This is a genomic window from Albidovulum aestuarii, from assembly GCF_029961185.1.
Classification (GTDB): Bacteria; Pseudomonadota; Alphaproteobacteria; order Rhodobacterales; family Rhodobacteraceae; genus Albidovulum; species Albidovulum aestuarii.
In genome coordinates, this window is sequence record NZ_JASBQQ010000001.1 from 717381 (window position 1) to 735937 (window position 18557).

Consider the following 18557-nt stretch of genomic DNA (forward strand, 5'->3'; position numbering starts at 1 on the left):
GCCATGCCCCGCTACGCGCTGAAAATCGAATATCACGGCGGCCCGTTTGCGGGCTGGCAGAGGCAATCCGGCCAGCTTTCGGTACAGGAGGCGGTGGAAACCGCCCTGCGCAAGCTCGAAGCCGATGCGCCGGGGATCGCGGCGGCGGGGCGGACGGATGCCGGGGTGCATGCGACTGGGCAGGTCGCACATTGCGACCTCTCCAAGGACTGGGACCCGTTCCGGCTGTCGGAGGCGCTGAACTGGCACCTGAAGCCCGCACCGGTTGCGATTCTGAAGGCTGCACGGGTGGATGACGAGTTCCATGCCCGATTTTCCGCCATCGAACGGCGCTATCTGTTCCGGCTTATCTCACGCCGCGCGCCGCTGACGCATGACGCCGGGCTCGCGTGGCGGGTGCTTGGCACCCTGGACGCGGATGCGATGCGGGCGGGTGCGGCCCATCTGGTCGGCCAGCATGATTTCACGACGTTCCGGTCGACCATGTGTCAGGCGCAAAACCCGGTAAAAACACTGGACGAGATCACGATCACGGAACACGAGATCGACCATGGCACCGAATACCGCTTTGTGCTGCGGGCACGGAGTTTTCTGCACAATCAGGTCCGCTCCATCGTCGGCACGCTGGAGAGGGTCGGCGCAGGATCATGGAAACCCGACACGGTCCGCGCCGCGCTGGAAGCGAAAGACCGGGCCGCATGTGGGCCGGTTTGCCCTCCTGAAGGCCTCTATCTAACGGGTGTTGAATATCCTCATTCTCCCTTCGTCTGATCGGTGGATGTGCAGCGTGAATTGCGCTGGAATGCCAACATCTCGGCTCAGTCCCACCAGCGTTCAGCCGATCACATTCTTGGCGTAGACCGGATGCAACCGTGTTTATGCGAAGAACGGCGTTCTAAAGCTTAACCGCAACCGGTGGTGGCGTTACCACCCGCCGCTTAATCTGCGCCTCGCGCCAGGTCATGTAGCTGATCGCGGCGATAATTATGCCGCCCCCGACCAGAACCAGCGGATCCACTGCCTCGTCGAAGACCAGCCAACCCAGAAGCGTCGCCCAGACCAGTTGCAGGAATGTTACCGGCTGCGTCACCGTCAGAGGTGCTGCCACAAAGGCCCGGGCCATCGTGTAGTGGCCGATTGTCGCGAATGCCGCCACTACACCAAGCCAGCCCACCTGCTCCAATGTCGGCGGCACCCATACAGCCAAGGCGAGCGGTGCCAGACCGATGGTGACCATCAACGACAGAAGCGCGATGATCGCGCCGGGTGCGACCAGCACCGACATGCGCTTGGCAATGAGGTAGGAGAGGCCAAAACAGATCGCGGCCCCTAGCTGACCAAGGTGGCCCGGCATCACCTCTCGAAATCCCGGTCTGAGGATAATGATGGCCCCGACGAGCGCGATGGCAATGGCCGCCAAACGCCGGAACGCCAACCGCTCGCCCAAAAACAGCGCCGCACCGACCGTCACCACGATCGGGTTGAGATAGCCGATGGCCGTGACCTCGGCGACCGGAATGCGGGCCATGGCGAAGAACCACAGGATCACCGCCATCACATGCAGCACGCCCCGGCCCAGGGCGAGTTTCCAGACCTGCGGCGATATCCCCCGCTTCAAAGCCGGAAGCAGCGTCGGCGCGAGGAAGACGATCCCGTATAGAAAGCGGATGAAGGCCGACTGCGCCGCGGGCAAGCCCGTGCCGAGATGGCGCACGACCCCGGTGACGACAACAAAGCATAGCCCTGTGACCAGCATCCAGAGGATGCCGACAATGGGACGGCTTTGATCAGGCGCGGTCATGGCCGTGACATGACCCGATCCGATCGGCGGAGGCAAGGTCAGAAGAGAGAGAGCCGGATCGCAATACCCGCCATGATCAGTGCGACGATCCCGTCCAGCACCCGCCATGCGGCAGGCCTGGCAAAGACCGGCGCCAGAAGCCGCGCACCATAGCCAAGCGAGAAAAAGAAGGTGAAAGAGGCCAGCACCGCCCCCGCCCCGAAGGCTGCCTCGCGCCCGGGATATTGCGCCGCGACCGAACCGATCAGCACCACCGTATCGAGATAGACATGCGGGTTGAGCCAGGTGATCGCCGCAAGCGTCAGGACGACCCGCAGCACTGCCGCCGTTCCCGCTGCCCGGGGTTGCAAGGCCTCGCCGCCCCGGATCGCCGCCCATGCGGCACGCAAGGCATAGGCCGTGAGAAACGCCACCCCGCCCCAGCGCAGCACCTCGCCCAGCCATGGGGCAGCGGCACTGGCCATCGCGAAGCCTGCAACGCCTGCGCTGATCAGGATCGCATCGGACAGCGCACAGAACAGCACCGAGATCAGCACATGTTCGCGCTTCAGCCCCTGCCGCAGCACGAAGGCATTCTGCGCCCCGATGGCAAGGATCAGCCCGAGGGAGAGTTGAAAGCCCGATAGCCCGGCAGCAAGCATGACGTTTCCTTTCGCGACTTGCGTAGCGGGCCGGTTCGGCTTAATCAAATTAAAGATCATTGCGTGAATTAAGATTGTCTAATGATTGATCCGGCCCAGCTTCGAACCCTCTCCGCGATCCTCGACGCCGGTTCGTTCGAGGCTGCCGCCGCGCGTCTCGGTGTTACCCCCTCGGCGATCTCGCAACGGCTGAAGGCATTAGAGGACCGTCTCGGCACTGCTCTTATCCTCCGTGAACAACCTGCACGAGCGACCGAGGCGGGTCTGCGCCTCGCCCGCCATGCCGAGGATATGCTGCTTCTGGAACAGGGGCTGATGGCTGATCTTGGTGCTGGACTGGCGGTGGATCGGCCCGTGGTGCGGATCGCGGTTAATGCCGACAGCCTCGCGACCTGGGTCCTGCCCGCGCTGACTGCGGCACCGGATCTGCTCTTTGACCTCGTCATCGACGATCAGGACCATTCCGCCGACCTGCTCAGACGCGGCGAGGTGCAGGCGGCCGTCACCGCCCATGCCGCCCCGGTTACGGGCTGCGATTGCCATCCGCTCGGCGCGCTGCGCTACATCGCCACTGCCAGCCCGGACTTCGTCGCACGCTGGTTCCCGGACGGAATCACTGCGGACAGCCTTGCCCGCGCCCCGGCGATGACCTTCAATCGCAAGGACCGTCTGCAACGCGACTGGGCCACGGCCATCACCGGGAAACGCGTCACTTTACCCAGCCACCACCTCGCCTCAAGTCAGGGGGTTGTCGAAGGTGCCCAGCTCGGCCTCGGTTGGGGCATGAACCCCGAACCACTCGTGCGCGACGACATCGCCCAAGGCCATCTTGTAGCGCTCGCCCCTGACAATCCGCTCGACACATCCCTTTACTGGCAGGTGAACCGCCTGACCACCCGCGCGCTGACTCCGCTCACATCCGCGATCCGCAAGGCCGCAAAAACCAGCCTCCTCCCCGCGCCTTAAACTTCATCTTGCCGAAAATGCTTCCGCTGGAGGCAAAACGGACCGCCCCTTGTGGCGGCCCGCAAGATAAACAGCGACGCCGAAGGCGTCTCCACCGGATCAGGCCAGCTGCGCCGCGACATCCTCGGGGATGTCGAAGTTCGCCGTAACCGTCTGGACGTCGTCGTCGTCCTCCAGCGTGTCGATCAGGCGCATCAGTTTTTGCGCGGTTTCCAGATCAACGTCGGTGCGGTTCTGCGGCTTCCAGATCAGCTTGGCTTCCTCGCTTTCGCCGAGCGCGGCTTCGAGTGCATCCGACACCGCCGACAGTTCGGTATCGGCGCAGTAGATCCAGTGACCGTCCTCGTCGGATTCCACATCATCCGCACCGGCCTCGATCGCGGCCATCATCACCGTGTCAGCATCTCCGACCGTGACCGGATACATGATCTCACCCACCCGGTCGAACATGAAGCTGACCGAGCCGGTCGTGCCAAGATTGCCGCCGAACTTGGAGAAGGTTGATCGCACGTTCGACGCGGTGCGGTTGAGGTTGTCGGTCATCGCCTCGACAATGATCGCGATGCCGTTCGGCCCGTAACCCTCATACCGGATTTCGGTATAGTCCTCGGCATCACCCCCGAGCGACTTCTTGATCGCGCGGTCGATCACGTCCTTGGGGCAGGAAACCGCCTTGGCCGCCTTCACCGCAAGGCGCAGACGCGGGTTCTTTTCGGGATCGGGATCACCCATCTTAGCGGCGACGGTGATTTCCTTCGCCAGCTTCGAGAACAGTTTCGAACGCGCCGCATCCTGCCGCCCCTTGCGGTGCTGGATGTTGGCCCATTTTGAATGGCCCGCCATGACCTTCTCCGTCGGTATTTCCGTTTTCGCGCCTCTATATGTCAGCCCTGCCCCCGCCCGCAAGCCCGGCCGGGTGCTTGCATTGCCGGCGCTGCACCGTTTCACTGTGCGGTGAAAGGCAGGCCCCGACATGACGCAGGACCAGATCATTCTCTTCTCGCTCTTCGGGCTTGTCTTCGCGGCGCTGATCTGGGGGCGCTGGCGCTATGACCTTGTGGCCTTCACCGCGCTGATCTCCGCCGTCGTCCTTGGCGTCGTTCCCGCCAAGACCGCTTTCGAAGGCTTCGGCCATCCCGCAACGCTTGTGGTGGCCTTGGTGCTTGTCGTTTCGGCCGGGCTGACAAGGGCGGGGGTGGTGATGCTCATCACCCGCACCTTCATCGACGCTGGCCGTGGACTTGGTGCGCATATTACAATCATGGGAGCGGTCGGCGGGGTGTTCTCAGCGTTCATGAATAACGTCGCGGCGCTGGCGCTGCTGATGCCCGTGGATGTGGCGAGCGCCCGCAAGGCCGGGCGCAGTCCGGGCCTGTCGCTGATGCCGCTGTCCTTCGCCACCATCCTCGGCGGTATGGTGACCCTGATCGGCACGCCACCCAATATCATCATCGCCACGATCCGAGAGGATTCGCTGGGCGAGAGTTTCGCGATGTTCGATTTCGCACCCGTCGGCGGGGTGGTGGCGCTCGCCGGTCTTGCCTTCGTGGCCCTTGTCGGCTGGCGACTCATTCCACATCGCGGGGACAGCAATGGCGCACGTGAGACGGCGGCCTATATCGCCGAACTGACCCTGCCCGAGGATACGAAACTGGCGGGCCAGGCCATGGGCACGCTTTACGACGAGGGCGACAAGGCCGGGGTCGCAGTCATGGCGCTGATACGCGGCGACAAGCGCCGCTATGGCGCGGCACGTGATACGGAACTGAAGGCGGGCGATGTAATCCTCGTGGAGGCCGGGGCCGAGCCGCTTGACGAATTTCGCGCGGCCCTCGGGCTGGATTTCGCCGACCATCGCCGCAAGCACTATCTGGAGGCGGAAAAGGCAGGCTATGCGATGGTCGAGGCGGTCGTGTCCGCCGATTCCCGTATCCGCGGCAAGACGGTCGAGGGCGTCGGCCTGATCTGGCGCCACCGCACCGCGCTGATGGGTATCTCGCGGCGCGGTCACAAGGTGAAGGGGCCGCTCGGCAAAGCGAAGATCCGCGCGGGCGACATCCTCCTGCTGCTCGCGCCCTCGGACACCGCCGATGATGTCGTCGACTGGCTCGGCTGCCTGCCATTGGCCGAACGCGGGCTGACGGTTACCAAAGAGACACATGGCGCGATTGCCATCGCGATCTTCGCGGCGGCCGTTCTAGCGGCGAGTTTCGGACTGATCGACCTGCCAGTGGCTTTGGGGGCGGTGGCGATCGGTTATGTAGCCGCCGGAGTGCTGCCATTGCCGGAGATCTACGACCATATCGAATGGCCGGTGATTGTGTTGCTGGGCTCGATGATCCCGCTTGGCGCAGCGTTGGAAAGTTCGGGCGGTACGGAACTGATCGCGGGGGCTATCGTTGGACTGACCGCAGGTGCACCAGCCTGGGTCGCACTTCTGGTGCTGATGGTCGTGACGATGACGCTGTCTGATGTGCTGAACAACACCGCGACCGCCATCGTCGCCGCGCCGGTCGGCATTGCCATGGCGGGCGCGCTCGGAGCCTCTCCCGATCCCTTTCTGATGGCGGTGGCGGTTGCGGCTTCTTCGGCGTTCCTCACGCCCATTGGGCATAAGAATAACATGCTGATCCTTGGTCCCGGCGGCTACGAATTCGGCGACTACTGGCGCATGGGCCTGCCGCTGGAAATCCTCGTCATAGCGGTCGGGCTGCCGATGATCCTTCTGGTCTGGCCGCTCTGAAGTGCCGTTTTCTGATTACAAGGGCCAAATCAGCGGGATCAGCGCCGAGGCGAGCAGACCGCAGCTGAGGTTGAGCGGTATACCCACACGCAGGAAATCGGTGAATTTATAGCCACCGGGCCCATAGACCATCATGTTTGTCTGGTAGCTGATCGGCGTGGCAAAAGTCGCGCTGGCCGCCACCATGACGGCAACCACCAACGGGCGGGGATCAACTCCAATCGACAGCGCGAGGCCGATCGCCACGGGCGTGATCACGACCGCGACCGCATGGTTGATCAGCTCCGACAGAACCGAGGTGAGAAGATAGATCGCCCAGACGATCAGAAACGGCGGAAGCCCTGAAAGCTGTGGCGCGATGCTGTCGACCAGAAGATTTATCGCCCCCGAGGTTTCAAGTGCGGTTGCCACAGCAAGCATGGCGAAGATCAGCGCCAGAAGGCGTCCGTCGATGAAGGAAAACGCCTCGTCGGCGTCAATGCAGCGGCTCAGGAACACTGCTGCCATTGCAAGGACCGCCAGGAGTAGGATCGGCGCGACGTCGAATGCCGCCAGCAACACGACCGCGGTCAGAGCCGCGACGGCAATGGGTGCCTGTGAGCGGCGGAACGCGCGCTCGGAAGGTTTCGACACGTCGATCATGTCCATATCGGCGGCCAGCCGCTGGATATCCTCGGGCGCCCCTTCCAGCAGCAGCGTATCGCCGACGACCACGACCAGATCGTCTAGCTGGCGGCCGATATTCTGGTTCCGGCGATGCACGGCCAGCGGATAGACCCCATAGCGTCGCCGCAACCGCAATTCGCCAAGGCTCCGCCCGATCATCCGGCATCCAGGCGAAATGAGCACTTCAACTGTCTCGGTCTGAACCGAACTCAGCTTGTCGACGAGACGGATTTCCTTGTTGTCCTGAAGGCCGAGCAGTTCGGCCATCTCGGTTCTGAGAACCGCCCTGTCACCTGCCTGCAGCTCTACCGAGGCGAGATCGCGGCGGAGCGAGGCATCGCCGCGCAACACGTCGATCAAACGCACGCCCGGCCGCTTGAACAGTTCGACCTCCTGCACATGGCGCCCGATCAGATTGCTTTCGGGTGGCAGTGCTACCTCTGTGAAAAACTTCATCTTTTTACGGTCGCCAAGCATCGACGACATGCTCGACCGTTCCGGCAGCAGGCGCTGCCCAAAGATCCACAGATAGAACATGCCCCAGGCCACCAGAAACACCGCAAGCGGCGTCAATTCGAAAATCGTGAAGGGTTCAAGACCGCTGGCGCGGGCGACACCATCGACCAACAGGTTGGTGGATGTCCCGATCAGCGTCATCGTACCCCCAAGAATGGCGGTATATGACAACGGAATCAAAAGCTTGCTGGCCGACATGCCCAGCTTGTTCGCCAGTTGCACAAAGACCGGAATCATTACGACGACGACCGGCGTGTTGTTGACGAATGCCGAGGCGAAGATGACCAGAACCATCAGCCCGGCAATTGCCAGACGCGGATTGGTATCGGCCTGCGATTCTGCAAGCCGCGTGAACCATTCCAGCGCACCCGTCCTGACCAGGGCGCCCATCACGATGAACATTGCCGCGATCGTCCATGGCGCCGGGTTCGACAGGACGTGCAGCGCCTCATCATAGGGCAGAACACCGAGCGCGAGCAGCGCAGCCGCACCGCCGATGGCGGTGACTTCCGGTGGATAGCTTTCGCGGACGAAAAGCGCGAACATGACCACGACGACCGCCAATGTCAGGAGTGCATCACCGTTCTGCGACACCGCAAAGAAGTCCATCCAGCCTCGCCTCCGCATGTCCTAGGGTTCAACCCTTAACGGGTTTCCGCCCGGCCACAAGCAATTAGGACAATCAGCGGCGAACCATGCGAATGTGTTGTTTCATAGTGGCCAAAAGATCGGGATCATGAAACTCGCCGTCAGTGCAAGCAGGATGTTCAGAGGAATACCAACTTTGAGATAGTCGGTGAAACGATAGCCGCCCGGCCCGTAAACGAGCATGTTGGTCTGGTATCCGATGGGGGTGGAAAAGGCGGCGGAGGCCGCGAACATCACCGCCACGACCAGCCCGCGCGGGTCCATGCCAAGTCTGTGTCCAAGCTCAATTGCGACCGGGGTGAAGATCACGCCGACAGCATTGTTCGATACGATCTCGGTCAGCAGCATCGCCAACAGATAGACCGCGAAGACCACCAACTGCGGCGGCAGATCGGTAAGCGCAGGGCTGATCCAGCCGACAAGCAGGCGCGCCGCACCGGTCTGATCCAGCGCCGCCCCAACCGCGAGCATCGCGAAAATGAGGGCAAGAAGTCGGCCCTCGATGAAAGAAAACGCCTCGTCCGCGTCGATGCACCGCGCCAGCAGCACGATTGCGACACCGGCGACGGACAGGGGCAGGATCGGCGCGACGCCCAGGCCCGACAGGATCACGATACCGGCCAGTACTGCAAAAGCGACCGGCGCCTTGGACCGGCGGTAAGCCTTGACGGCAGGCTTGGCGACATCAACGAGGTCCATATCGGCGGCAAGCCGCTGGATGTCCTCAGGTGCCCCTTCCAGAAGCAGCGTATCCCCAACAACGACGACAAGGTCGTCAAGCTGGCGGCCGATATTCTGGTTCCGGCGATGAACGGCCAGCGGATAGACCCCATAGCGTCGCCGCAACCGCAATTCGCCAAGGCTCCGCCCGATCATCCGGCAACCGGGCGAGATCAGCACCTCAACCGTCTCGGTCCGCACCGATGACAGTTTGTCGACCAGCCGGATGTCCCGGTTTTCCTGCAGGCCGAGCAGTTCGGCCATCTCGGTTCTGAGAACGACGCGGTCGCCTTCCTGAAGCTCTACCGGCGCAAGATCCCGGCGGAGCGAGGCATCGCCGCGCAGGACGTCGATCACGCGCACCCCGGACCGTTTGAATAGATCGACCTCCAGCACGTTCTGGCCGACAAGTTTCGAACCCTCCGGCACCGCGACCTCGGTGAAGAACTTCAGCTTGCGCCGGTCGCTCAGCATGCTCGCCATCGACTGCCGTTCGGGCAGCAGATACCGGCCGACGGTGGCGATGTAGATCATTCCGACGAACACCTGTATCGCGCCCAGAGACGTTATCTCAAAGATCGTGAACGGCTTCAGTCCACTGCTGCGCGCCACGCCGTCGACCAACAGGTTGGTCGATGTTCCGATAAGAGTCAAAGTGCCCCCGAGGATTGCCGCGTAACTAAGCGGTATTAAGAGCTTAGAGGCCGCTATCTTCATCCGTGCAGCGATAGAGACCATGACCGGGATCATCACCACTACAACAGGTGTGTTGTTGAGAAATGCAGATGCCAAGGCAACGAAACCGAAGAGGATCACCAATGTCACAGTCGGGCGATGATCGGCATTGGCCTCGGCGGTATTGGTCAGCCATTCCAGAACGCCGGTTCGGACGAGCGCGCCCATGATCAGAAACATTGCGGTGATCGTCCATGGCGCCGGATTGGTCAGCGCCTGCATCCCCACATCATATGGCAAAAGGCCGAAAACGAGGCACAAGGCCGCGCCCGCAATCGCAACGACCTCCACAGAATAACGTTCGGTCACGAACATCACAAACATCCCCAACACGATCGTCAGTGTCAGGATGGCCTCGCCGTCCGGCGAGAGTGGAAGGTGGATCATTCAATGGTCCTGCATGTCACTCAGCGCGATATTACCCTCGCCCATTGGAAGGGCAAGGACGGTTTGGTCTCGCCGCGCGGGTCGGGGCTGAACCAGAAAGAGGCCAAGGAAAACGACGCTAAGCGCGCCCCAGACCCAGAGCGAATAGCGTTCGCCGAGGATGAGCATCGACCAGAGCACACCTGTCCCGGTCACAAGGTAACTCACCTGCGCAGCAAAGATCGCCCCACCCTGCCCCACGACCCAGACATATCCGGCATAGGCTACCGCATGGATCGCCGCCGTGGCAATCAGAGCGCCATCGGCGCGGCTGAGCGGTAACGCGGGGGTGATCCAGCTATCGGTCAGAAGCGCCAGGATCAGCGCCGGAATCAGCCCTAACAGCGAAGCCCCCGTAAGCAGTTCGACCGGGCCAAGCCCTGCAGTGCCAAGTTTTCCTAGCCCCGTCGCCTCGAAGGCGTAAAAGAACGCGCAAGCCAAGGCCACGGGTACGAAGACCAGAGCCGCGGTGTCCGGCAGGCTTGCGTCGGGCACGACGATCATCAGGATACCGGCGAGACCGGCGAGGATGCCGAGGAAACGGACGGGCTCCGGCCGTTCCAGCCCAAGGACCAGCGCCAGCGGCAGCGCGAACATCGGCACGAGCGCGATGAAGACCGCGACCAGGCCGGCCGGCAGGCCTTCCTGTGCGTAGAAGAAGGCGGCATTGGGCAGGATCGTCCCCATGACGGCAATGAAGGCATAACGGATGAGGGCCGCGCGGTGGAAGGGCAGCGCCCGACCACGAACCATCAGCCAGCCGCCAAGCATCAGGCAGGCGATGACAAGTTGCCAGAAGATGATGCCGAAATGGCGATAACCGCCAAGGATGATGAATTTGGCAAGCGGCGTCGTCAGGCCCCAGCTTGTTCCAATCACGAAGAGCGCGGCAAAAAGCCAGCGGGCCTGCATTAGGGCCGCGCCTCTTCCAGACGCCCGCCGATGCGGACCATCCGCACCCTGGTCGCCTTGCCGGTGCGGTCATCGGTTTCCACATAAGTGCCGCAAAGCGTTGCCTCACCGTTCGCGGGGGTGAAGCGTTCTTTCTGCATACCGGTCACGAAGCGGCGCATCGGTTCCAGCTTTTCCATACCAATGACAGAGTTGTAGTCGCCGCACATACCCGCATCGGACTGGAACGCCGTTCCGCCCGGCAGTATCTGCGCATCCGCCGTTGGAATGTGGGTGTGGGCGCCAACGACAAGGCTCGCGCGCCCGTCGCACCAATGCCCCATGCCCATCTTCTCGCTCGTCGCCTCGCAGTGGATTTCCACTATGGAGGCCTGCACCGCCCCGCCAAGGGGATGAGTCTTTAGAACCGTCTCGATGGCCGAAAACGGGTCGGCAAAAGGCCGTTTCATGAAGACCTGACCCAGCACCTGCGCGACCAGCACTTTACGCCCATTCGTCGCCTCAAAGACTCGCGCACCCTTGCCCGGGGCGGTTTTGGCATAGTTCAGCGGCCGCAGGACACGCGGTTCGGTCTCAATGAAACTAAGCATATCCTTCTGGTCGAAGGCATGATCGCCCAGCGTGACGCAATCCGCCCCCGCCTCCAGCAGTGCCTTGGCATGGGCGGCCGAAAGTCCCGCGCCCGAAGTCGCGTTTTCGCCGTTGACCACGACAAAATCGAGGCCCCAATCCGAACGCAGACCTGGCAGGTGCTGGGTGATCCCCGCGCGACCTGTCCGCCCCACAACATCGCCAAGAAAAAGCAGTTTCATGCGCCCTGCGTAAGGCGCGGCGCGCATAAGGGCAAGGGCCGCGATTGCGCAGGAAGCGGGTCGCGCCACGCGCCGGATCGGACAAAATTCCGGAAAATATCGTCGGAGTTGATGATGGACATTTCGCAGGCGATTGCCTTGGCGGCCTTCCTTTTCCCTCTCGCCTACAGCCCGGGGCCGGGAAATCTGTTCTTCGCGGCAACCGGCGCGCGGTTCGGCTTTCAAAGAACGCTCGCGCCGAGTGCCGGGTATCATATCGCAACATGGTTCGTTACCGCTGCAATCGGTTTTGGCTTCGCGGGTCTACTTGCCAAGGACGCCCGGCTCGGCACCGCGATCCAGTTGGCCGGGGCAGTTTACATCCTCTGGCTGGCCGTCGGTTTTCTTCGGTCCGGCCTGACCGCTGACACGCCCGAGCCACGCCCAGCCGGAGTTGGTACGGGAGCGGTGCTGCTGCTCTTCAATCCAAAAGCCTTTGTGATCATCGGATTGATGTTTTCGCAATTTCTCGACGGCACACAGGGTGACGCGAAACACGTTTTGGCGATTACGACGCTGTTTACGCTGAACAATTTTCTTGCGTTCAGCCTCTATTCGATCGCTGGCGCTCGACTGGGCGCGCTGCTGCGGGTCCCAAAGGCCACACGTCAAATGAACACCGTTTTCGGTGTCATGCTGATCGGCGTAGGGTTGTGGTTTCTGACAGGTCGAATTGGTGGCTAGGAACGTCACCGACCGGGGGCGAACACACCAGCTTCGGTGACGATCAGATCGAGCGGCTGGTCGGTCGCCTCGATCGGAACCTCGTCCACTTCCTGCGCAGAGAAGGCAAAGCCGATGGCGATCACCGGCTTTCGCGATCTGAGCCCCTCAAGCGTCCGGTCATAAAATCCACCGCCGTAGCCCAGCCGGTAGCCGCGCCGGTCAAAGGAAAGGAGCGGCACGATGAGAACGTCCGGCTCCACCCACTCCCCGTTTTCGGGGATGCGTGCGCCGAATTCCCCCGCGATCATCGCCGCGTCCGCGGTCCAGCTACGGAACTTCAGCGGAGTCGCGGCGGCGAGGATCACCGGCACGCCCACCGGCCCGTCATGGGCTTTCATAGCTGGCAGGCAGTCGATCTCGGTCCGCATCGGCATGTAACCCGCCAGGACCTTACCCGCGTGGTCAGCCAGCACCGCTTTCAGCCGGTCGCAATCCGCTGCCGACCGTGCCGCAAAAGCCACTTTGCGCCGGGCGAAAGCCTCTGCCCGCGCGTTCCTCTTGATTTCCGTCAACGTCACAAAAGCACCATCGCCGCCAGTCCGAGGAAGGCGAAGAACCCCACGACATCGGTCACCGTCGTCACGAAAGCGCCCGAGGCCAGCGCAGGGTCCACACCTGCCTTTTCCAGTGCCACGGGAACAAGAATGCCCGCCAGCCCGGCAACGACCAGATTGACCACCATTGCGGCAGCCAGCACCACGCCGATCATCGCCGATCCAAACCAGATCCAGCCGACCGCGCCCATGACGATTGCGAAGATGACGCCATTGACCAAACCCACTGCCGCCTCGCGCCGGACAACCCGCCAGACGTTGGACCCCGTGAGGTCGCGGGTGGCTATGGCGCGCACCGCAACCGTCAGGGCCTGCGTCCCGGCATTGCCACCCATCGAAGCGACGATGGGCATGAGGACGGCAAGCGCCACGATTTGCGCGATCACCCCTTCAAACTGCGCGATGACGATGGAGGCGAGAATGGCGGTCACGAGGTTCACGGCAAGCCAGGGCAGCCGCTGCTTCGTCGTCTCGACCACGCTGTCGGACAAGGACCCTTCGCCCACACCAGCCAGTCGCAGGATGTCTTCCTCATGTTCCTCATCAAGCACGGCCATCGCGTCGTCGATTGTGATGACGCCGACCAGCCGGTCATCGGCATCCACGACCGGGGCCGAGATCAGGTGGTATTGGTTGAAGGCATAGGCGACGTCGCCTTCCTCCTCCATAACGTCGATGGTGCGGAAGCTGTCCTCGGTGATATCGGTCAGCTGCACCGCGCGCTTGGAGGACAAAAGCTTGCCAAGCGTCACATAGCCCGTCGGATGCCAGCGCGGATCGATCAGGATCATATGGTAGAACTGATCCGGCAATTCCTTGGCATTTCTCAGGAAATCAATCGCCTGCCCGACCGTCCAGTCATCTGGCGCCGTCACTACCTCGCGCTGCATCAGACGACCGGCGGAGTATTCCGGATAGGTCAGTGACTGTTCGACCGCGGCCCGGTCACTGTCCTCCAGCGCGCCGAGGATTCGTTCCTGCTGCGGCTCCTCAAGGTCTTCGATCAGGTCGACGACATCGTCGGAGTCGAGTTCCCGCACCGCCTCGGTCAGGACCTCGTGCGGCAGAAGCTCGATCACCTCTTCACGGATGGATTCGTCGAGTTCCGACAGGATCTCGCCGTCAATGCCACGCGACCAGAGACCGATCAGCGCCGCCCGGTCGGTCGATCCGATCTGTTCAAAAAGGTCGGCGATATCGGCCGCGTGAAGGGGTTCCATCAACTCGTCGATGCTCGCCGCATCGCCGGTCTCGACGGCTTCGAGGATCGCATCGACGATCTCGGGATCGAGGGAATAGTCGTCCTCGTCCCGTTCGACGACCTCTTCCTCGATTTCCGCCATGCTGCCCCCTTGCGTGATTACCGCGACATTATCGGAAGGAGTTTCAAAGAAACAGGGGCAAAGGGCGGATTCCCCCGCGCCCGCCAAATGCTTAGACTGTGCGCGCAACGGAAATGCGAAGGCGGGAAAGATGGCGGACCTCCTGATCGGACAGGTGCTGAGCTTCGGGGGTAACCCGATGACCGAGGGCTTGGGCGCGGCACATCACAGGACGCGCGGCGGGGTTCTGGTCGCGGGAGGAAAAATCATCGCTGTTGGCGAGGCTGAAGATCTGCACCGTGCCCACCCACGGGCGCGGGTCACGGATTACGGCGATGCGCTGATCTCGGCCGGCTTCATCGATGCCCATGTTCACTATCCCCAGACCGCGATGATCGCGAGTTGGGGCAAGAGGCTGATCGACTGGCTGCAGAGTTACACCTTCCCCGAAGAGATGAAATTCGCCGATCCGGCCTATGCCGCAGAGATCGCCGCGCGCTACTTCGACCTGACACTTTCGAACGGCACCACAACCGTCTGCTCCTATTGCACGATCCACCCTGAAAGCGTCGATGCCTTCTTTGGCGAAGCACAGAGGCGCGGCCTGCGCGCCTATGCGGGCAAGACCTGCATGGACCGGAACGCGCCCGACGGGCTGACCGATACCGCGCAAACCGCCTACGATGACAGCAAGCGGCTTTTGCAGAAATGGCACGGGGTCGACCGGCTCTCCTATGTCGTGACCCCACGTTTTTCGCCGACCTCGACGCCCGAACAACTGGCGGCGATGGGCGCGCTTTGGGCGGAGCACCCCAGCTGCCTCATGCAGACGCATCTCTCGGAACAGACCGATGAAGTCGCCTGGGTCAAATCGCTTTTTCCCTCTGCGCGCGACTACCTCGACACCTACGAGACGCATGGCCTCTTGGGCCCCGGCGCGCTTTTCGGCCACGCGATCTATCTGGAGCCGCGCGAAATCGACCGGCTGCGCGAGGTCGATGCGAGCCTCATTCATTGCCCGACCTCGAACACCTTCATCGGCTCGGGACTTTTCGACATGGACGGGCTGTCGGCTTCGGGCCACCGGATCGGGCTGGCCACGGATACCGGCGGCGGGTCGTCCTTCTCCATGCTCCGCACCATGGCCGCCGCCTATGAGGTAGCACAACTGCGCGGCCGCCCGCTGCATCCCTCGGAACTCTGGTGGCTGGCCACGCAGGGCGCGGCGCGGTCGCTGCGCGCAGACGACCGGATCGGCAATATTGCAGTGGGGATGGAGGCCGACATCACAGTCATCGACCTCGCCTCTACCCCCGCGATCGCTCAGCGCGCGGCGCGCGCAGGCGATATCTGGGAGGCACTCTTCCCGACGATCATGATGGGCGATGACCGCGCGGTGAGGGCGGTCTGGGTGAACGGCCGCCCGCTCTGACCGGCACAATCACTTTCTGTCGGCAAATACTCCCGGGGGTGAATTGCCGCGCGAGCGGCAAGAGGGGGCAGGAAGCCCCCTCACACCATCAGCCGCCGCGCGAGACGGTTCTGGGTCTCGATAACGCGCGGAAGATCAAGCGTCGCGATATGGCCGTCGCGCACGACCTGCCGCCCCTCGACAAAAAGATCACGCACCCGCGTTGGTCCGCAAAGTAGAAGCGCCGCGACCGGATCCCAACTGCCTGCCGCTTCGATCCCCGACATGTCCCAGATCGCGATATCGGCGCGTTTGCCGGGTTCCAGCGACCCGCAATCCGTCCGCCCCAGCACCTGCGCGCCGCCAAGCGTCGCGATTTCCAGCGCCTCGCGCGCCGACATCGCGTCGGCGCCATTCGCCACCCGTTGCAGAAGCATCGACTGCCGCGCCTCGGCTACCAGATTGCCCGCATCGTTCGACGCCGAGCCATCGACGCCCAACCCCACCTTGACGCCGGCATCGCGCATGGACCTCACCGGCGCAATGCCGGAACCAAGTCGGCAGTTCGAACAGGGGCAATGCGCTACCCCGGTGCGGGACCGGGCAAAGAGACCGATCTCATGCCGGTCAAGTTTCACGCAATGGGCGTGCCAGACATCCGCGCCGGTCCAGCCCAGATCCTCGGCATATTGCCCCGGACGGCAGCCGAACTTTTCCAGAGAATAGGCGATATCCTCGTCATTCTCGGCCAGGTGGGTGTGCAGCATTACCCCCTTGTCGCGCGCCAGCAGCGCAGCCTCGCGCATCAGGTCGCGGCTGACCGAGAAGGGCGAACAGGGAGCGAGACCGACGCGGACCATCGAGCCCTCGGCGGGGTCGTGGAACGCGTCCACCACCCGCTCCATATCCTTCAGAATCGCCGCCTCATCCTCGACGAGACTGTCGGGTGGCAACCCGCCCGCGCTTTCGCCGATGCTCATCGCGCCGCGTGTCGGATGGAACCTAAGTCCGATCTCGCGCGCGGCATCGATCGTATCTTCCAACCGGGATCCGTTCGGGTAGAGATAAAGATGGTCCGATGTCAGCGTGCAGCCTGACAGCGCCAGTTCGGCGACTCCAACAAGCGCCGAAACCCGCATCTCCTCCGGTCCGAAGCGCGACCAGATCGGGTAGAGCGTCTTCAGCCAGCCAAAGAGAAGCGCGTCCTGCCCGCCCGGCACGGCGCGGGTGAGGGTCTGGTAAAGGTGGTGATGGGTGTTCACGAGGCCCGGCGTCACGACACAGCCACGCGCCTCGATCACCTCTCCGGTGGTGGCCAGCTCCTGCCCCACTTCTGCGACGACGCCGCCCCGGATCAGGACGTCGCCCCCGGCAAGCTCGGCTCGCGTGGCATTCATCGTCACCACGGAATCGGCATTACGGATCAGGATTTCAGACATGTGTTCCCCTTGCCACCCCTTCGGCGATGCGGGAACGGCCGGACGACAGAAGGGGGAAGGACTCGCTCCGGCGATCCGGATCATAGACCGGCAGGATTACCCCCGCCAGAGCGCCGGGCGAGAAACGCTTTCAAGATTTTCGGGAAAATTGCCTCAGCGGTTAAGCCGTTCCAATGCCAGTCTGTGGATTTCACCATTTGCGGCGGCAAGCACCCTGCCACCCTGATGGGCCGGTCCACCGGTCCAGTCGGTGACGATTCCACCCGCTGCCTCGATGACAGCGATGGGCGCCTGAATGTCGTAGGGTTGCAATCCCGCCTCGACGACCAGATCGACCTGCCCGGTGGCGATCAGTGCATAGGCGTAACAATCCATTCCGTAGCGGGTCAGCCGGACATCGCCCGACAACCGGTGGAAAGCCGTGCGCTCATCCTCTGTTCCGACCTCGGGGAAAGTGGTGAAGAGGATCGCCTCGCTCAGTGATCGCGACGGGCGCGTCTTCAAAGCCCGGGGCCCATGTGGCCCGGAAAGACCAGCCTGCCCGAACCCGCCCGCAAAGCGTTCCCCGATATAGGGCTGGTCGATAATGCCGAAGAGCGGGCCGTTTTCGTCACCAACCGAGATCAGCACACCCCATGTCGGCGTGCCCGACAGATAACCCCGCGTGCCATCAATCGGGTCGAGTACCCAGGTAAGCCCCGAAGTCCCGGTGCTTGCCCCGTATTCCTCACCAAGGATACCGTCATTCGGCCTGAGCTCGGCAAGGATCGCACGCATCCGTTCCTCAGCAGCTCGGTCGGCAACTGTTACCGGATCGAAATGCGTGTCCACTTTGGTGATGGCCGACAGACCGTCAGAACGAAAATGCTCCAGCGTCGCCGCGCGCGCGGCATCAGCCAGAGCATGGGCAGTCGCGATCAGCGCGGCACGTTCGGTCTCGGAAATCGGGCGCATCGGGGACCTCGGCTGGTTCGCGCCAGCGGTAGCCCCCAAAAGCCCTTCGGGTCAAGCCGCGTCAGGCGACGTCGGACAGAACCTTTGCAAGGTCGAATAACCGGCGGCGCTGAGCCTCGGGGATCGCGTAGTAGGAGCGCACAAGCATCAGCGCTTCCTTGTCCGCGAGAATGTCGCCATCGATCTCTTCGACCAGGTTGGTACGCGAGTCGAGCCCTTCGAAGAAGAAGCTGATCGGCACGCCAAGTGCATCGGAAATGTCCCAGAGCCGCGAGGCAGAGATCCGGTTCATGCCGGTTTCGTATTTCTGAATCTGTTGGAACTTGATGCCCACCTTGTCCGCAAGCTGCTGCTGGGTCATGCCCACCATCCAGCGCCGGTGCCGGACGCGCTTGCCGACATGCACATCAACGGGGTGTTTCATTGTATTCTCCAATATTCCGTCACCACTTAACCAGCAATTTTCTTGCTACATTCACCGTTCACTGACGCCCTCAGCAAAAAACTGCACCATAAGGAATAACTC

Annotated in this window: 17 protein-coding genes; 5 read left to right on the forward strand and 12 right to left on the reverse strand. The window is 62.6% G+C overall.

From position 1 onward, the window contains the following. Positions 1 to 3 precede the first annotated feature (3 nt). Positions 4 to 771, forward strand: coding sequence for a tRNA pseudouridine(38-40) synthase TruA (truA, locus tag QKW60_RS03700; RefSeq protein WP_282366526.1), 768 nt, complete (start codon positions 4 to 6; stop codon positions 769 to 771). 124 nt (positions 772 to 895) lie between these two features. Here the strand turns inward: truA and QKW60_RS03705 are convergent, their stop codons facing one another. Beyond that, positions 896 to 1801 carry a DMT family transporter gene (locus QKW60_RS03705; protein ID WP_282366528.1) on the reverse strand — a complete coding sequence of 302 codons (906 nt, stop codon included), beginning with the start codon at positions 1799 to 1801 and terminating at the stop codon, positions 896 to 898. A gap of 38 nt (positions 1802 to 1839) precedes the next feature. Beyond that, positions 1840 to 2442 (reverse strand): LysE/ArgO family amino acid transporter, encoded by a 603-nt coding sequence (locus QKW60_RS03710; RefSeq protein WP_282366530.1) that lies wholly within the window; start codon positions 2440 to 2442, stop codon positions 1840 to 1842. An 81-nt stretch (positions 2443 to 2523) separates the two neighbouring features. Here QKW60_RS03710 and QKW60_RS03715 point away from each other — a divergent pair, with 81 nt between their 5' ends. Further along, complete coding sequence (locus QKW60_RS03715) at positions 2524 to 3408, forward strand: LysR family transcriptional regulator ArgP (protein WP_282366531.1); 885 nt, start codon at positions 2524 to 2526, stop codon at positions 3406 to 3408. Positions 3409 to 3507: 99 nt separating this feature from the next. On the opposite strand, the gene QKW60_RS03720 is transcribed toward QKW60_RS03715, so the two are convergent. After that, on the reverse strand, positions 3508 to 4251 hold the full coding sequence (locus tag QKW60_RS03720; RefSeq protein WP_282366533.1) for a YebC/PmpR family DNA-binding transcriptional regulator: 744 nt from the start codon (positions 4249 to 4251) through the stop codon (positions 3508 to 3510). Between the two features lie 130 nt (positions 4252 to 4381). Between QKW60_RS03720 and QKW60_RS03725 the strand changes: the two genes are divergently transcribed. Beyond that, on the forward strand, positions 4382 to 6151 hold the full coding sequence (locus QKW60_RS03725) for an SLC13 family permease (protein ID WP_282366535.1): 1770 nt from the start codon (positions 4382 to 4384) through the stop codon (positions 6149 to 6151). Positions 6152 to 6166: 15 nt separating this feature from the next. On the opposite strand, the gene QKW60_RS03730 is transcribed toward QKW60_RS03725, so the two are convergent. The 4 genes from QKW60_RS03730 to QKW60_RS03745 all read right to left on the reverse strand — a co-directional run bounded on the left by QKW60_RS03730 (position 6167) and on the right by QKW60_RS03745 (position 11586). Beyond that, positions 6167 to 7942, reverse strand: coding sequence for an SLC13 family permease (locus QKW60_RS03730; RefSeq protein WP_282366537.1), 1776 nt, complete (start codon positions 7940 to 7942; stop codon positions 6167 to 6169). A 102-nt stretch (positions 7943 to 8044) separates the two neighbouring features. Then, positions 8045 to 9823, reverse strand: coding sequence for an SLC13 family permease (locus QKW60_RS03735; RefSeq protein WP_282366539.1), 1779 nt, complete (start codon positions 9821 to 9823; stop codon positions 8045 to 8047). Then, entirely contained in the window at positions 9824 to 10774 is a 951-nt protein-coding gene (locus QKW60_RS03740; protein ID WP_282366540.1) for a DMT family transporter, read from the reverse strand. It lies immediately after the preceding gene. Continuing rightward, positions 10774 to 11586, reverse strand: coding sequence for a TIGR00282 family metallophosphoesterase (locus QKW60_RS03745; protein WP_282366542.1), 813 nt, complete (start codon positions 11584 to 11586; stop codon positions 10774 to 10776). Before QKW60_RS03745 ends, QKW60_RS03740 begins: the two co-directional genes overlap by 1 nt. Positions 11587 to 11697: 111 nt before the next feature. Between QKW60_RS03745 and QKW60_RS03750 the strand changes: the two genes are divergently transcribed. Next, a complete protein-coding gene (locus tag QKW60_RS03750; RefSeq protein WP_282366870.1) occupies positions 11698 to 12309 on the forward strand; it encodes a LysE family translocator in 612 nt (203 codons plus the stop codon). A gap of 5 nt (positions 12310 to 12314) precedes the next feature. Here QKW60_RS03750 and QKW60_RS03755 read toward each other — a convergent pair whose 3' ends face one another. Both QKW60_RS03755 and mgtE read right to left on the reverse strand, forming a co-directional pair. Then, the gene (locus tag QKW60_RS03755) at positions 12315 to 12869 is read right to left on the reverse strand and encodes a 5-formyltetrahydrofolate cyclo-ligase (RefSeq protein ID WP_282366543.1); all 555 of its coding nucleotides are present in this window, start codon (positions 12867 to 12869) and stop codon (positions 12315 to 12317) included. Beyond that, a complete protein-coding gene (gene mgtE / locus QKW60_RS03760; RefSeq protein WP_282366545.1) occupies positions 12866 to 14248 on the reverse strand; it encodes a magnesium transporter in 1383 nt (460 codons plus the stop codon). Before mgtE ends, QKW60_RS03755 begins: the two co-directional genes overlap by 4 nt. Positions 14249 to 14378: 130 nt before the next feature. On the opposite strand from mgtE, the gene guaD reads away from it, so the two are divergent. After that, positions 14379 to 15659, forward strand: coding sequence for a guanine deaminase (gene guaD, locus QKW60_RS03765; protein ID WP_282366546.1), 1281 nt, complete (start codon positions 14379 to 14381; stop codon positions 15657 to 15659). Positions 15660 to 15739: 80 nt separating this feature from the next. Here the strand turns inward: guaD and QKW60_RS03770 are convergent, their stop codons facing one another. From QKW60_RS03770 to QKW60_RS03780, 3 genes are all read right to left on the reverse strand, one after another. Next, positions 15740 to 17077: an 8-oxoguanine deaminase gene (locus QKW60_RS03770; protein WP_282366548.1), complete on the reverse strand. Its 1338-nt coding sequence runs from the start codon at positions 17075 to 17077 to the stop codon at positions 15740 to 15742. A 153-nt stretch (positions 17078 to 17230) separates the two neighbouring features. After that, complete coding sequence (gene hisN / locus QKW60_RS03775) at positions 17231 to 18031, reverse strand: histidinol-phosphatase (RefSeq protein ID WP_282366549.1); 801 nt, start codon at positions 18029 to 18031, stop codon at positions 17231 to 17233. A gap of 61 nt (positions 18032 to 18092) precedes the next feature. Then, a complete protein-coding gene (locus QKW60_RS03780) occupies positions 18093 to 18455 on the reverse strand; it encodes a helix-turn-helix domain-containing protein (protein ID WP_282366551.1) in 363 nt (120 codons plus the stop codon). Between the last annotated feature and the right edge of the window lie 102 nt (positions 18456 to 18557).